The organism is Ancylobacter mangrovi, assembly GCF_024752335.1.
In the GTDB taxonomy this organism is placed as follows: domain Bacteria; phylum Pseudomonadota; class Alphaproteobacteria; order Rhizobiales; family Xanthobacteraceae; genus Ancylobacter; species Ancylobacter mangrovi.
On record NZ_JANTHY010000001.1, the window covers coordinates 510,727 to 524,660 of the forward strand.

Annotated in this window: 16 protein-coding genes and 1 pseudogene; 6 read left to right on the plus strand and 11 right to left on the minus strand. The window is 69.7% G+C overall.

The window, feature by feature from the left end; translation table 11 throughout:
* Positions 1-274 precede the first annotated feature (274 nt).
* From NVS83_RS02360 to NVS83_RS02370, 3 genes and pseudogenes are all read left to right on the plus strand, one after another.
* Positions 275-1,189, plus strand: coding sequence for a DUF72 domain-containing protein (locus NVS83_RS02360; RefSeq protein WP_374115007.1), 915 nt, complete (start codon positions 275-277; stop codon positions 1,187-1,189).
* Positions 1,190-1,260: 71 nt separating this feature from the next.
* Positions 1,261-1,833: pseudogene (locus NVS83_RS02365) on the plus strand (UdgX family uracil-DNA binding protein); the annotation flags it as partial.
* A 110-nt stretch (positions 1,834-1,943) separates the two neighbouring features.
* The gene (locus NVS83_RS02370) at positions 1,944-2,522 is read left to right on the plus strand and encodes a low affinity iron permease family protein (RefSeq protein ID WP_258737888.1); all 579 of its coding nucleotides are present in this window, start codon (positions 1,944-1,946) and stop codon (positions 2,520-2,522) included.
* Positions 2,523-2,543: 21 nt separating this feature from the next.
* On the opposite strand, the gene NVS83_RS02375 is transcribed toward NVS83_RS02370, so the two are convergent.
* The 7 genes from NVS83_RS02375 to NVS83_RS02405 form a co-directional block, all read right to left on the minus strand.
* The gene (locus NVS83_RS02375; protein ID WP_258737889.1) at positions 2,544-3,680 is read right to left on the minus strand and encodes an ROK family protein; all 1,137 of its coding nucleotides are present in this window, start codon (positions 3,678-3,680) and stop codon (positions 2,544-2,546) included.
* A 142-nt stretch (positions 3,681-3,822) separates the two neighbouring features.
* Positions 3,823-4,038, minus strand: a complete 216-nt coding sequence (locus NVS83_RS02380; protein WP_258737890.1) for a hypothetical protein — start codon at positions 4,036-4,038, stop codon at positions 3,823-3,825.
* A gap of 412 nt (positions 4,039-4,450) precedes the next feature.
* On the minus strand, positions 4,451-4,714 hold the full coding sequence (locus NVS83_RS02385; RefSeq protein WP_258737891.1) for a hypothetical protein: 264 nt from the start codon (positions 4,712-4,714) through the stop codon (positions 4,451-4,453).
* A gap of 79 nt (positions 4,715-4,793) precedes the next feature.
* The gene (locus NVS83_RS02390; protein ID WP_258737892.1) at positions 4,794-5,534 is read right to left on the minus strand and encodes a Crp/Fnr family transcriptional regulator; all 741 of its coding nucleotides are present in this window, start codon (positions 5,532-5,534) and stop codon (positions 4,794-4,796) included.
* Positions 5,535-5,667: 133 nt separating this feature from the next.
* Complete coding sequence (locus NVS83_RS02395) at positions 5,668-6,159, minus strand: hypothetical protein (protein ID WP_258737893.1); 492 nt, start codon at positions 6,157-6,159, stop codon at positions 5,668-5,670.
* Positions 6,160-6,424: 265 nt separating this feature from the next.
* A complete protein-coding gene (locus NVS83_RS02400) occupies positions 6,425-6,589 on the minus strand; it encodes a hypothetical protein (RefSeq protein WP_258737894.1) in 165 nt (54 codons plus the stop codon).
* 98 nt (positions 6,590-6,687) lie between these two features.
* Complete coding sequence (locus tag NVS83_RS02405; RefSeq protein ID WP_258737895.1) at positions 6,688-7,287, minus strand: cysteine hydrolase family protein; 600 nt, start codon at positions 7,285-7,287, stop codon at positions 6,688-6,690.
* A gap of 244 nt (positions 7,288-7,531) precedes the next feature.
* Between NVS83_RS02405 and NVS83_RS02410 the strand changes: the two genes are divergently transcribed.
* The 3 genes from NVS83_RS02410 (at position 7,532) to NVS83_RS02420 (ending at position 10,461) form a co-directional block, all read left to right on the plus strand.
* Entirely contained in the window at positions 7,532-8,587 is a 1,056-nt protein-coding gene (locus NVS83_RS02410; RefSeq protein ID WP_258737896.1) for a DNA topoisomerase IB, read from the plus strand.
* A 184-nt stretch (positions 8,588-8,771) separates the two neighbouring features.
* Complete coding sequence (locus tag NVS83_RS02415; protein WP_258737897.1) at positions 8,772-9,314, plus strand: superoxide dismutase family protein; 543 nt, start codon at positions 8,772-8,774, stop codon at positions 9,312-9,314.
* 85 nt (positions 9,315-9,399) lie between these two features.
* Complete coding sequence (locus NVS83_RS02420) at positions 9,400-10,461, plus strand: AI-2E family transporter (RefSeq protein ID WP_258737898.1); 1,062 nt, start codon at positions 9,400-9,402, stop codon at positions 10,459-10,461.
* A 24-nt stretch (positions 10,462-10,485) separates the two neighbouring features.
* Here the strand turns inward: NVS83_RS02420 and NVS83_RS02425 are convergent, their stop codons facing one another.
* The 4 genes from NVS83_RS02425 to NVS83_RS02440 form a co-directional block, all read right to left on the minus strand.
* Positions 10,486-11,238, minus strand: a complete 753-nt coding sequence (locus NVS83_RS02425; protein WP_258737899.1) for a ZIP family metal transporter — start codon at positions 11,236-11,238, stop codon at positions 10,486-10,488.
* Between the two features lie 75 nt (positions 11,239-11,313).
* Positions 11,314-12,033, minus strand: a complete 720-nt coding sequence (locus tag NVS83_RS02430; protein ID WP_258737900.1) for a DUF4396 domain-containing protein — start codon at positions 12,031-12,033, stop codon at positions 11,314-11,316.
* Between the two features lie 77 nt (positions 12,034-12,110).
* Entirely contained in the window at positions 12,111-12,443 is a 333-nt protein-coding gene (locus NVS83_RS02435; RefSeq protein ID WP_258737901.1) for a hypothetical protein, read from the minus strand.
* A gap of 118 nt (positions 12,444-12,561) precedes the next feature.
* A complete protein-coding gene (locus tag NVS83_RS02440) occupies positions 12,562-13,815 on the minus strand; it encodes a cation:proton antiporter (RefSeq protein ID WP_258737902.1) in 1,254 nt (417 codons plus the stop codon).
* Positions 13,816-13,934 lie beyond the last annotated feature (119 nt).

The following is a 13,934-nucleotide window of genomic DNA, read 5'->3' on the forward strand; positions in this document are numbered from 1 at the left end:
GCCGGCTCGGTAAGCTGGCCGGGCCGGACAACATCTCCATCGGTGCGACCGGGCAGGGCTGCTGCGGCCGGAAACCGCGGCAAAGGTGAAGCCCGAGCATTGGCCGGTCTCCTGTCGCCACGGGTTTCCCGTCCAACAGGCCGGATGAACGATGGTTCCTCCTCGACGCGGGCGGTGCCGCCGGAACCTGCCGCACAGCTTGCGGATTGGTCCGGGCAAGCGCCCGGCCCATCGGCTCTCCTTGGGAGCGGCGGCGCGATCTCACGAAACCGGGATGTCCGACATGGCACGGCACCAGGGCGAGATAAGGATCGGCGTTTCGGGGTGGACCTACGCCCCCTGGCGCGGGCACTTCTACCCGAAGGGTTTAACCCACAAGCGCGAGCTGGCTTATGCCGCCTCGCGCTTCCCGGCGCTCGAGATCAACGGCACCTTCTACGGCCTGCAGAAGCCGGATGTATTCGCCCGCTGGGCCGAGGAGACGCCGGAGGACTTCGTGTTCGCGGTGAAGGGCTCGCGCTACATCACCCATACCGGGCGCCTGCGCGAGATCGAGACGCCGCTCGCCAACTTCCTCGCCTCCGGCCTGTTGCGGCTCGGGCCGAAGCTGGGGCCGGTGCTCTGGCAGTTCCCGCCCAATTTCCGCTTCGATGCCGGAATGATGCGCGATTTCCTCGCCCTGCTGCCGAAGGACACCCGCGCCGCCGCGCGCCTCGCCCGGCGGCATGACGAGCGCCTCGACGGCCGGTCGGCGACGTCCACCGACAAGCGCCGGCCGCTGCGCCACGCGCTGGAGATCCGGCACGAGAGCTTCAAAGACCGCGCCTTCCTCGACCTGCTGGCCGAACACGGCGTGGCGCTGGTCTGCGCCGACACGGTCGAATGGCCGCGGCTGATGGATCTGACGGCGGACTTCGTCTACTGCCGGCTGCACGGCTCGTCCGAACTCTACCGCTCGCGCTATGACGAGAAGGCGCTGGCGCGCTGGTCGAAGCGGGTGGCGGCCTGGGCGCATGGCCGGACCATGAAGGATGGCGACTTCATCGGCGCGCCGGACAGCCACGCGAAGCCGCGCGACGTATTCGTCTTCTTCGACAATACCGACAAGTTGCACGCCCCCGACGACGCGGCGCGGCTGATGGAGATGCTGCACGTCGACTGGCGGGCCGAGGCCCGGGAGGCGGCATGAGTGCGAAGCGCGACCCGGGCGACATGCCCGACCTGTTCGACACCCCCGCGCCGGAGGAGGAGCGCTCCTTCCGCACGCTCGATGAATTCAACGCGGCGCTGCGGGCCAGCGAACCCTCGGTACCCGGCGGCACGAAGGCGGTGCCGGGCGAGGGGCCGGTCGGCGCCGCCATCGCCTTCGTCGGCGAGCAGCCGGGAGACGAGGAAGATCGGCAGGGCAGGCCGTTCGTCGGGCCGGCCGGGCGCCTGTTCGACGAGGCGCTGGAGGCGGCGGGCATCGAGCGGGCTGAAAGCTACGTCACCAATGCCGTCAAGCGCTTCAAGTTCATCCAGCGCGGCAAACGGCGCATCCATCAGAAGCCGACCGCGGGCGAGATCTCGCACGAGCGCTGGTGGCTCGAGCGTGAGCTCGGCCTCGTCCATCCCCGGCTCGTCGTGGCGCTGGGCGGGACGGCGGGGCAGGCGCTCGCCGGGCGGAAGGTGGCGGTGATGCGCGAGCGCGGGCCGCTCTCCTTCGGCAACCGGCGCGGCTATCTCACCGTGCATCCCTCCTCGGTGCTGCGGGTGCCGGACGAGGAGGCGAGGCGCGCCGCCTATGATGCCTTCGTCGCCGATCTGCGCGCGGTGCGCGCCCTCGTCGCCTGAACCCGTCGACCCCTCGGACGGACCTTACGAGGGCACCGTGAATCGTCCGCCGGCCGGAACCAGCCGCGTGCGGCGGCGTTTGCCTGTGCGGTTTCATAAGGGGGTGTCGAATGGCGCTCAACAGCACGCGGGCGGGTCAGCCAAAGCGTTCCTTCTTCACGCGTTTCTCGCAATATATCGCCGTTCAGGCCGGCCGGCCGGTCACCTTCGTCGGCGCCGTCGCGCTGATCGTGATCTGGGCCGCGACCGGCCCCTTCGCCGGCTTCGGCGACACCTGGCAGCTCATCATCAACACCTCGACCACGATCATCACCTTCCTGATGGTGTTCGTGATCCAGAACAGCCAGAACCGCGACACGGCGGCGCTTCACATCAAGATCGACGAACTCATAGCCCGCACCGAGGGCACGCGACGGGTACTGCTCGATCTCGAGGAACTCGACGACAAGGCGATCGAGGACATCCGCTCCGAATATGAGCTGATGGCGCGCCACGAGCGCGAGGGCGGAGTGGAGGAGGGCAAAAACGACGAGGTGACGAAGGGCGAGGCGAGCGATGCCGAGCCGGCCGACCTCATGGCGGCGACGGAGCGGACCAGCCGCAAGCCGGCCTCCGGCCCGAAGCGCCGCACGGCGCGGCGCAAAACATCGGCCGGGACGTCGGGGGCCGGGAGGAAGGCCGGGAGCTGAGGCGACCGGCGCGCCGCCCCGTCAGTCCTTCTTCTTGTCCGCCTTCCGCTCGTCGCGCTTGCGCTCGCCCCCCTTGCCTTCGCCCGCCTTGCCCCGGGCGCGATTGGTGAAGCGGGCATTGCCGAGCCCGGTGCCGATGGTCAGCACGCCCCAGCGCTCGACATCCTGCATGAAGGGCACCTCGCTGAGGCCCTGGACCACCGCGTCGTTGTGCATCACCACCGCGGTCTCGTGCCCGCCGATGGAGGGAATGGCTTGCCACAGCGCGGCGGGCAGGTTGAAGCGCGAGCTTTCCCAGTTGCCGGGAAGGTTCTGCGCGCCGTTCTCGATGGTGCCGTCATTGGCGATGGAGCCGGGGCAGCCGACGCCGATGAACGGGGCGAGGCGCAGATCGTCCTTGTCCGCCTCGTGGATCAGCTTTTGCAGCATGTCGATCAGCCGCTCGACCACCTGCTCGCGGGTCACCTCCTCGTCGCCGTGACGCCACAGCTCGGTGCTGCGCACGCGTGCCTTGGAGAGGTCGTCGGCCTTGTCGAGATTGAGCCGCACGATGCCGCAGCGCATGTTGGTGCCGCCGATGTCGACGGCGAGGATGTCCTCGAAGCTGGCGAACATCCAGCTCGGCGCGAGATGGGCGGCGCCGATCAGCCCGGCCTCGTCCGGGTCGTGCCGGATCGGCCGCAATTCGACGTCCATGTCGTGGGCGCGGGCCAGCAGTTCGGTGCGCGCGACCGCGATCTCCGCGAAGCGGCCGCCTCTCAGCCCGCCGCCAACGACGATGCGCTGGGTCTCGCGCCAGTCTTTCGTGCGCATCAGGTGCCGGATGACGGCGAGCAGCTTGCAGGCATATTCCTCGATGGCGCTGTGAATGAGCGCCTGCTCGTGCGGGCGGCCGTCGGCGAGCGCCTCGTCGATCTGCGACTTGGAGAGCTCGGCGGTGGGCGTTTCGCCCAGCACCGAGAGCTTGCGGTCGCCGAGCGCGCGCCAGCGGTCGAAGATCTCGAAGAAGGCGGCCCGGCGCACGCTGTCGCCGATGAAGCCGTTCTCGTCGCGAAGCTGCGCGTTGAAGCTGTCGACCGTCACCGCGGTCAGGGTGGTGCCGCCATGGGCGGCGACGTCGGGAGGCGTTTCCTTGGTCTTCGGCTCGGCACTGGCCATGGGGGGAAACGCCTCCTCGTTCGTGTTCGTTTTCGCATTGCGCTCCCGAGAACGTACGAGACGAACCGGACGTTCCACGCTGCCGGCGCGAGGAAGCGCCCCACGCCGTGCCCGTCGGGCCGGAGCGCGGGGGGCACCGCCGCTAGACGTCGCGGCGATTGGCGGAGTGATCCTTGAACTGGTCGGTCTGCACCGCCTTCGAATCGAGGCCCCGCTCTTCCGGGTGGCGCTTGGTGGCGCGGTTGGACAGCGGCGCGTTCTCGGGCAGCGCGTCCCGGGGCAGGTCGGTCATCGCGCCGCCGCCGGTCTTCTTGCCGGAGTTGCCGACGCCGATGTGCTTGCGGCTCGCATTGGCCATCACATTCTCCCTGTGCGGACGGGCTGCGCCGTCCGCCTTCCTGTGGATGGGTCTGGTGTCTGTCCCGCCGCTGCGGGCGGGGCGGGGAGCGCGGCTGCCGCGCCGCGCTGCCGGAGCCCGATCGAAGGCTTTCCGGTCCCCGTATCGGTCAACGGCCGGCCGGCGGGCGAGGTTCCGGGCGGAAGGCAGGAAGTCGGGATAAGGCGGCGCAAGGCCTCGTCGCCACCAGATGGACATGTCCGGCGGCGGATGGGTCGGCAGATGAGGTTTTGGGAGGTGAGGATAAGGTGACGCGGCGGCGTGGGCGCGCGTCTTGCGCTCGCGAGGGCAGCGAGAGCGGGCAGGCGGGAAGGCGGGGCTCGCTGTACGTCGCGGCTCCCGCGGGGGCCGCGCTTGGGCCCCCTTGGGCCGGCTACGCGTCGAGGTGGCGCGGGCTGGCCGGATGGAGGCGTCCGAAGGCGCTGGGCAGCGAAGGCAGCGTGAAGAGGGCGAAGGCGACGATCTTGTCCGCGTCGCCGGCGAAGATCTCGGCACCCTCGATCACGGCATGGGCGAGCTTGAGCCGGAGTTCACGCGGGTTCACCGCGCCGTAGGTTTCCTTGATCTCCGGAGGAATCTGCTTCCATGCCTGGCACATGCACAGGTCGAGTAACGCCACGTCCAGTTCGTCGGTCATCGTGTTCGGGCTCCTTCAGGTGGCGGTACAGTGGGCCACCTCGGTAGGGCGCGAAACCACGTAAGTTAGTCTCGGCCCCTTAATGTGCCACCACGCCATAGGACGGGCGGAACAGCGCGGCCGACTTCAGCGCCTCGAGATTGCGGATGAACAGGCGCTTGTTGGTGAGCGTGATGAGATCGGCCGCGCGCAGGTCCTGCAGCGTGCGGTTGACATGCACCGAGGACAAGCCGGTCGCGTCGCCGATATCGCCCTGCGTCGGCGGGAAGTCGCACCAGTTGTCCTCGGCGATGCCCGTCATGTTGAGGCGCAGATAGATGTCGCAGAACAGGTGGGCGAGGCGCTGGAAGGCGACACGCTGGCCGAGGCTCGCCGTCCATTCGCGCTCGACGCCGATCTCGAACATGGTCTGGATCCACAAAGCGCGGGCGACTGCGGGGTGGTCGCGCACCAGGCGCTCGGACTCCTCGCGGCCCAGCTGGGCATAGGTGACCGGCGTGAGCGCGGCCAGCGAATGGTCCATGCGGGCGAGGAGGTGCATGTAGGGATCGCACAATTCGCCCGGCAGCACGAAGCTGAGCAGCTGGCGCCGGCCGTTCACCAGCATCTTGTAGCGGCAGGCCCACCCGCTCAGCATCATCCGGATGCCGGCCGACGATTCGCCCTCGCGGACGAGATCGGCATGGGCCGGGGCCTCCTGCGCACGCTGGCAGATCAGGCGTTCGAGCACGGCGAAGTCGGCCAGCGGCTGGGCGCTCAGCGTCGCCAGTCGTTCCGTGACCATTCTCGCCTTCAGTTCGATGCGGTCTTCGCGAGCCATGGCTTGCTCCTCGTCCCGGGAGGGATCGTGGTCGAGCACATATAAGAACGCTTCCGTAAAATGTAACCGCTGGCGAAACGTATCTTCGACTATTCATTCCGCTCGACGGATATAACTTACCACTCCGTCAGGATTAATTACGCTTCATCAGGCGCAGCGGCGTTCGATGCGGCCGCCGCAATCGTTTTATTGAGCTTTCGCCCGTGGCGGCGAAGGCGATCGCCATGGCCGCATAGGCAAGCGCGATGTCGCGCCAACCGACCACGTCCTCCCAGCCCGGCGTGAGGCGCTTCGGCACCACCGCATAGTCGACGAAGGCCGCGAGCGCCGCCACGCCGGCCGTATCGCCCACTAGAGGCCGGCGCGGGCCACGGCGCCGCGCGGCCTCGAACACGCCGGCCCAGAATATCGAGGCGGCGAGATGGGTGGCGACGCCGGGAAGCGTGTGGGCGAGGTCGACCTGCCGCGTGCGCGCAGCGCGCCCGCCGTCGAGCCAGTGGCTCGTCGCGTTGAGCGGCTGCACGGCCGTATATCCCTTGCGGCGCGCGCATCCCGCCAGCACCGCCGCCATCAGCAGGCCGGCGGTCGTTCCGGAAAGAAGTACCCGCCCGGCAAAGTGGGGCATGGCGGCGCCTCCAGAATGCGTTTGTCGGTCCGATCGCGCCGCGGCGCGTGCTCCCGTTCAAGGAGCCTTCGCGGGCCCGGGCCTGCGCGGGGCGGCCTCCGGCCCGGAATCTACCAAGGTTAATGCCCGCGCACGCACGGCGTTCCACCGGCGGGCGGTATGGAGCCTGGTTCGTACCCGGACGGAGGTAGCGTGATGATGTCGATCTATCATGCCATCGCTCACCGGCCGCGCTGCGCCGCCGCCTTCGCGAAGCCGGCTCCCGTCAGGATGAGGCGACGGCCGGGACGGTGAGCGCGACCGGAATCGGCGTGTCGAGGCTGGTGCGCGGGTTCTCGTCCTGCAGCACGAAGAACGAGCTGATGAACCAGACGATCGCGACCGCGGTGATCAGCGCCAGCGCGATGGTGAGAAGGGTCCGGGCATGCATGATGGCCTCCATGATGCTGCGGTTCGCCCCGCCGCCCCCGGGCGGCATCATCCCCTGCCTCGCGGAGAACGATGCCGCGTGGGCTTCGTTCCCTTCCGTCACAGGGCCCGCGCGGCCACCTGCTCGACCAGCTCGCGCGTGGTGACGAGGCCGAGCTGCTCGGCGAAGCGGCTGCGATAGATGGTCAGCGCCGCCTCGTGCCCGGGGTCGGAGGAGGAGCACACCGCGTCCTCGACCACCAGCACGCGATAGCCGCGGTCGATCGCCTCCAGCACCGTCGCCAGCACGCACATGTCGGTCTCCCCGCCGGTGACGACGAGCGTGCCGGTGCGCGCGCCATTGAGGATCGGCGCCAGCGCTGGCGCGGCGAAGGCGGAGAAGCGCCGCTTGTCGGCGACCGGCGCGCGCGCGGCATAGGGGCGGAGTTCGTCGACGATGGCGAGCTCGTCGGCATCGATCTCCTCGAGCGTCAGCGTCGACCAGCGCCGGTAATAGCCGCGCCAGGTGCCGATCTCGGCATCGGGGTGCGGCGCGGGAATGAAGCGGGTGAAGACCGTCCGGCCGGCAAAGCTCTCGCAGATGGCGGCGATGTTGGGCAGCACCCCGGCCATCCACGCATTCGCCCACGCGCCGTGCGGCGAGAACAGCCTCTGCATGTCGAGGCAGAGGTGGAAGGCCGATGCGCGTCGTTCCGTCATCGCGTGGCTCGGTTCGTCCGGTGGTGCCGGGCGGCGGGGCTCCCCGCAGTCGGGTGGGGCGTACCCCGCGGCCGGGCGCCCTCGTTCCTCGCGTGCATTGCCTCCTCCTCGTCATGGCCGGCAGGACAATGTGGCGTCCCATCAACGTGGGCCTCCATCCGCCGTTCCGCCCGTCCGCCGCTCCTCCGGGAACGCGGCGCGGCGGGGCGCGTTCTAGCGCCGGTGACGACGACACGGTGACGCGATGAGCGAGAGGACCGAACTGAGGCGGCTGGCACGGCGGTTCGGCCTGCGCCTCGTCTCCTGCGGCGAGCTGACGATCCGGCGCGTCCCGCGCGGGCGCGGCTTCTCCTATCTCGACCCGGACGGCGCGGTGCTGAAGGACGCCGAAACGCTCGCCCGCTTCAGGAGCCTCGCGGTGCCGCCGGCCTACCGCAATGTGCGCCTCTCGGCCGACCCGCAGGCGCATCTGCAGGCGGTCGGCGAGGACGCCGCCGGCCGGCTGCAATACCGCTACCATCCCGACTGGACCCAGGCGCGCGAGGCGATGAAGGCGCAGCGCCTCGCCGCGCTCGCCGGCGCGCTCGTCTCCATCGGCCAGGCGGTCCGGCGGGCGCTGCGCCGGCCCGAGCCCGACCGCCAGCTCGCCCTCGCGGCGGTGGTCCACCTCGTCGAGCTGACCGCCATCCGCGCCGGCGGCGAGCAATATGCCGAGGAGAACGGCACCCGGGGCGCGACCACGCTGCTGAAGTCGCATGTCCGGACGGAGGGGAAGGAGATCGCGCTCGCCTTCAAGGGCAAGGGCGGCAAGATGATCCGCAAGAGCGCGCGCGACGCCCGCCTCGCCGAGGCGCTCACCCTGCTCCGCACGCTGCCGGGCAGCCGGCTGTTCAAATATCGCGACGCGGAGGGCCGCATCCATCCGGTCCGCACCAACGAGGTGAACGACTTCCTCAAGGCCATCAGCGGCCAGCGGATCTCGCTGAAGGACTTCCGTACCCTGACCGCCTCGCTCGGCGTGCTCGACCAGCTCGGCCGCGTCACGCCCGAGACCAGCGAGCGCGGCCGGCGGCGGCAGATCCGCGAGGCGGTCGCCCCGCTCGCCGAGCAACTCGCCAACACATTGTCGGTCTGCCGCACCAGCTATGTGCATGACAGCGTGATCGCCGCCTTTGAAAGCGGCCGGCTCGGCATTGGTGCCGCATCCGTGCGCTCCTCCGCCGGCCGCGCGCAGATGCTTACCCGCCTGCTCCACAGCCGCCATTGCGGCGCCGGGCGGTGCGCCGCCCCGCGCCACTGATCCGGCGCGCCGGTCCGCGCGAACCCGGCGCGACATTCGCGCCCCGGTGGCGGGAACGGCGTTCCGGCCGGAACGTTAACCCGGCAGACGCGGAGCGCCCGGCCGGCGGAATCGGCCGGCCTGATGGACAGCCGGCCAAGGCCGGCGGGGCTCCTAGTCACTGTCACAGCCACAGGAGATGGGCATGGGCCGTCTTCCACTCGCCGTCGCGGCGCTCTGCCTCGCCGCCGCGCCCGGCTTCGCGCAAACGCCTAAACCAGCCGCCCGCGCGACCGCTACCGCCACCGCGAGCATCATTAACACCGAGGGCGCGCAGATCGGCACCGCCACGCTGAGGCAGACCCTGCACGGCGTCCTCATCGCCGTCGAGGTGAGCGGGCTCCCGCAGGGCGAGCACGGCTTCCACATCCACCAGACCGGCCGCTGCGACCCGAAGGACGGCTTCAAGACCGCCGGCGGGCACTACGCGCCGCGCCAGAAGCGCCACGGCCTGATGGACCCGGACGGGCCGCATGCGGGCGACATGCCGAACCAGCTCGTCGGCGCCGCCGGCACGATGAGCGTGCAGGTGCTCGACACCGCGGTGACGCTCGAGCCCGGCAAGGCCACGCTGTTCGACGACGACGGCTCGGCCATCGTGATCCATTCCGGCCCGGACGACTATGTGAGCCAGCCGGCCGGCAATGCGGGCGACCGGATCGCTTGCGGCGTGATCAAGAAGTCCTGACGCCCACCGCCCGCCCGAGTCCGGCGGCCGCCCCGCTGGCACGCGTTACCGGGCGAAACTTTCGACCTCGATCGATGGAGACAGAATGACCCGGCCCGTATCCCGTCCGCGCGGCCTCTCCGATACGGCCGCGCTCGTGCGGGGTGCCTTCATCGTTGTCGGCGTGGTCGTGCTCACGCTGCTGGCGTGGCAGCTCGTCAGCGTCGCGCTGCTGTTCTTCGGGGCCATTCTGGTCGCCATCATGCTGCGCAGCGTCGCCGCGCTGATCGAGCGCGCGCTGCCGCTGTCGACCCGCTGGTCGCTGGTCGCGGCGTGTCTGCTGATACTGGCCCTCGGCGTCGGTGTCTCGGTGCTGCTCGGCGCCCAGCTCATCGGGCAGATGACCACTCTGGTCGAGGAGTTTCCCCAGCAGATCGACGCGCTGGGCGACCGGCTCGGCATTGTCGATCTCGGCTCGAGGCTCGCCGAACAGGCGCAGAGCTTCGCCAGCCGGGGCAATGTGCTCCAGAGCGTGGCGGGCTACACGTCGGGGCTGCTGGGGGTCCTCACCAACATCGTGCTGGTGCTGGTCGGCGGTGTCTATCTCGCCGCGCGGCCGGACTTCTACCTGAAGGGATGCCTTCGGGTGTTCCCGGCCTCGATCCGCGACAACGTCGCCAGCGCGACCGAGAATGCCGGGCGCGCGCTGCAGCTATGGCTGCTCGGTCAGCTCGTCTCGATGCTGCTGATCGGACTGTTCACCACCGCCGGGCTGTACTTCATCGGCATGCCGTCGGCCTTCGTTCTCGGCCTCATCGCGGGGCTCGCCGAGTTCGTGCCGGTGGTCGGACCCATCGTCGGGGCGGTGCCGGCGCTGGTCATTGCGCTCTCCCAGGGCGGCAGCGCGGTGTTCTGGGTGCTCGGCCTCTATGTCGTGGTGCAGCAGGTGGAGAGCAACCTCATCATGCCGCTGGTGCAGCGGCGCACGGTGCATCTGCCGCCGGTGCTGGCGCTGTTCGCCCTGCTGCCCTTGGCGGTCCTGTTCGGCCCGGTCGGGGTCGTGCTCGGCACGCCGCTCACCGTGGTGTTCTACGTCGCGCTGAAGCAGCTCTATCTGCGCGACACGCTGCACCAGAAGACCGAGGTGCCGGGCGAGGAGACGAGCTGAACGCGACGGACCCCGCGCCGCCCCTCAGCGGTCGAAGAAGGTCGCGACGAAGGTGAAGAGCGCGAAGCCGCCGATGAACAGGGCCGAGGACAGATGCGTGTCGTCGGCCGATTCATGCGCCTCCTTCATCATCTCCTCGATCGCCGCGAGCAGCAGGATGCCGGCGGTGAAGGCGAGGGCGGCGTATTTCATCGTGTCGCTGAGGTCGCGCAGCAGTACGTAGGTGCCCGCCGCACCGATCAGGCAGGGCACGACGAAGCCGGCCGCCAGCAGGAGCCGCCGGCGTCGCGGCTGGCCGCCATTCTTGAAGTTGGCGATGGTGGCGAAGCCTTCGGGCACGTCCGCCATCACCTGGCCGAGGGCGAGCACCAGGGCGAGCTCCAGCGAGACCGAGGAGCCGGCGCCGATCATCAGCCCGTCGCTGAACAGGTCGAACGAGACGGCGGCGTAGATGAGCCAGGCGCCGGCCATCGAGCCCTCGGCGCCGCCCTCCGCCCCGCCGTCGCGCGGCTGCAGACGGTCGATCACCGTTTCCAGCAGGATGTAGAAGCCGCCGCCCAGGCACAGGCCGAGCAGCACGATCCAGGGCGGCGCGCCCGCCAGCGCCTCCGGCATCAGCTCCACCGCCACCACGGCGAGGATGATGCCGGCCGCCAGATGCAGCGCGCCGCTCAGCAGGCGGGGCGTGGCCGGCACGACTTCGGCGAGCAGCCCGCCGGCGAAATTGCCCAGCGCCGGCATGAGGGCGAGGGCGAGAACGGTCAGGTGCGATTCCATCCGGATTCCAGGCGCGCAAGCGGGCGGCCAGCAGAACGCGTGCGCCGTCCGGGGAGGGCGGCGATCAGGCCTCCCCTACATCTTCTCCTTGATGCCACGATGAAGCAGCCACCAGTTCACCGGGTAGCTTGTGATGAAGCCGGCGATCATCGCAAGCTGCATCATGAACCAGAACTCCATCGAGGCGACCTCGAGCGGCGTGCCGAGCAGGCGCCGGAACAGGATGAACTGCGCGATCGCCATGAAGCCGTACATGCCGACCTGCCACGCGGTCAGCGACAGGGTGTCGGCCTTCACCGCCTGTACGAGGCCCTGGCCGACGCTGAGCTGGCGCATCGGCTTGATGGTGAAGTACTGGAACGCGACGCCGATGACGAAGGCGAAGATAAAGTCGAGTATCCAGACCGCGAACATCTTCTCCGCGAACACGGTGTGCCAGCCGAACCACACGGCGACCACCGGCACGAAATAGGCGAGCCATTCCGCCAGCAGATCACCGAGCGTGCAGCCGCTGCCGCAATGGCTCGCGCCCTTCGCCACCATCACCGGGAACGGCGTCTCGCCCTCGCCCTCCTCCTTCATCGCCATCATGTGGCTGCGGCTGGCGAGGCGCCCGTAGCGCAGATAGCCGGCCAGCGCGATCACCGTGCCGAACAGGGCGGTGATCGGCCAGACGACGTTCATGATCCACATATGCTGGGGGTCGTGCCATTCGTCCCAGGCGATCCAGCCGGCGATGAGGAAGCCGGTCGCGAGCGACAGGCCGGCGACGAGATGCAGCCAGGAAGGTACCATCGGTCATCCTCGGGAGGTTGGTGCCCGCGCGCAGCGCCGGCGCGGACGGCGCGGCGGCCCGCGGGGATCGCCGTGGGTCAGTGCGTGGCGTCGAGGTTGGCGGCGAAGTCGGCGGCGAGGCGCTCGAACGCCTCACGCACGCTGTCGAGGGTCGGCAGGTCCAGCGCGGTGAGCTCGCGGTCGATCCTGCGCGCGGGCTCGCAGACGAGGTCGTCGCGGAACATCCGGTAGACCTCGCGGGCGGAATCGTCGCCGTGGCAGCGCCGCTTCTCGTTCTCGGTCGCCCGCTGGACGTCCTGCAGCTTCGCGTGCCGGCTGCGGGGATAGTCCCCGGCGCTGGCGCGCAGGATGGGATCGAAGGCTTCGTGGCCGAGGAAATCGACCAGCCGGGACTTGGCATCGCTGGCCATGGCGGCTCTCCTTCTCGATCGTTTGCTGACGGGGCGCGCTCGGCGCTCGATGCGCGGCGGCCTGTCGGGTGAACGGATCGCCGGGGGGAGGGTTCCGCCCCCGGGGCGGTGCGGTGCGTCAGCTCTCGCGCAGAGCCGTGCGCCGCACCACGCGGTCGAGGGTCAGTCCCTGCACGATGATGGTGAACAGCACCACGGCATAGGTCGCCGCCAGTATCGGCGCGCGCGCGTCCGTCCCCGTCAGCGAGAGCGCCAGCGCGACCGATATGCCCCCGCGCACCCCGCCCCAGGTCAGCACCGGGATCGTGCCGCGCGCGAAGCTCTGCCAGCGGGCGAGCAGCGTCACCGAGCCCGCCACCGCCAGGAACCGCGCCACCACCACCAGCGGCACCGCCAGCAGGCCGACCCAGGCGAAGCTCGGGTCGAAGCGCAGCACCAGCACCTCCAGCCCGATCAGCAGGAACAGCACGGCGTTGAGGATGTCGTCGACCAGGGTCCAGAAGCCGAACACGTAGCGCTTGGTGGTGTCGCTCATGCCGTGCGAGGCGCCGCGATTGCCGATCAGCACCCCCGCGACCACGACCGCGATCGGCCCGCTCATGTGCATGGCGTTGGCGAGCGCGTAGGTCGCGGTGACCAGCGCAAGCGAGATCATCACCTCGATCGAGTAGTCATCGAGCGCGCGCATCGCCCGGTAGGCGATGAAGCCGGTAACGAAGCCGAGCAGCGCGCCCCCGCCCGCCTCGACCACGATGAGGCGCAGCACGTGTGAGACGTCGAAATCGTCCCCGCCTCCGGTCGCCATCTGCAGGGTGATGGTGAACAGCACCACGGCGATGCCGTCATTGAAGAGCGCTTCGCCGCTCATGTCGGTCTTGAGCTTCTCCGGCACGTCGACCGAGCGCAGCGTCGAAAGCACCGCCACCGGGTCGGTCGGGGCGATCAACGCGCCGAATACCAGCGCCCAGGAAAAGGCGAAGTGGACGCCGGCGAGCTGGGTGCCGAACCATAGTCCGGTGGCGATGATGAGGGTCGACAGCGCGACCCCCAGCGTCGCCAGCGCCCCCACCACGGCGGCCCGTCGGCGCAGCCGGTCGAGGTCGACATGCAGCGCGCCCGCGAACAGCAGGAAGGCCAGCATGCCGTTCATGACCGCCTCGTAGAAGTCGATCTGGCGCAGGCTGTCGGCGAGCGTGGCGTAGATGTGGGTGTCGGTGAACAGGACCTCGATGCCGATCAGGGCCAGCGAGGCGCCAAGCCCCATCACCAGCAGTCCGATATTGGCCGGCAGCCTCAGGAACTGGTGGTTGAGCCAGGCGAAGGTCGCGGTGGCCGTGAGCAGGCCGGCGACGAGTTCGAACAGCGAGAGCATCTTCAATCCTGCGCGCGATCCGCCGCGGCGGCTGGCGGCGGCGGATCGGCCTCGGTGCGAAACGAACGGGCGGTGTTACCGTCGCCAACCGTCCGGCGGGCGCCCGGTTCCCTGCGAAG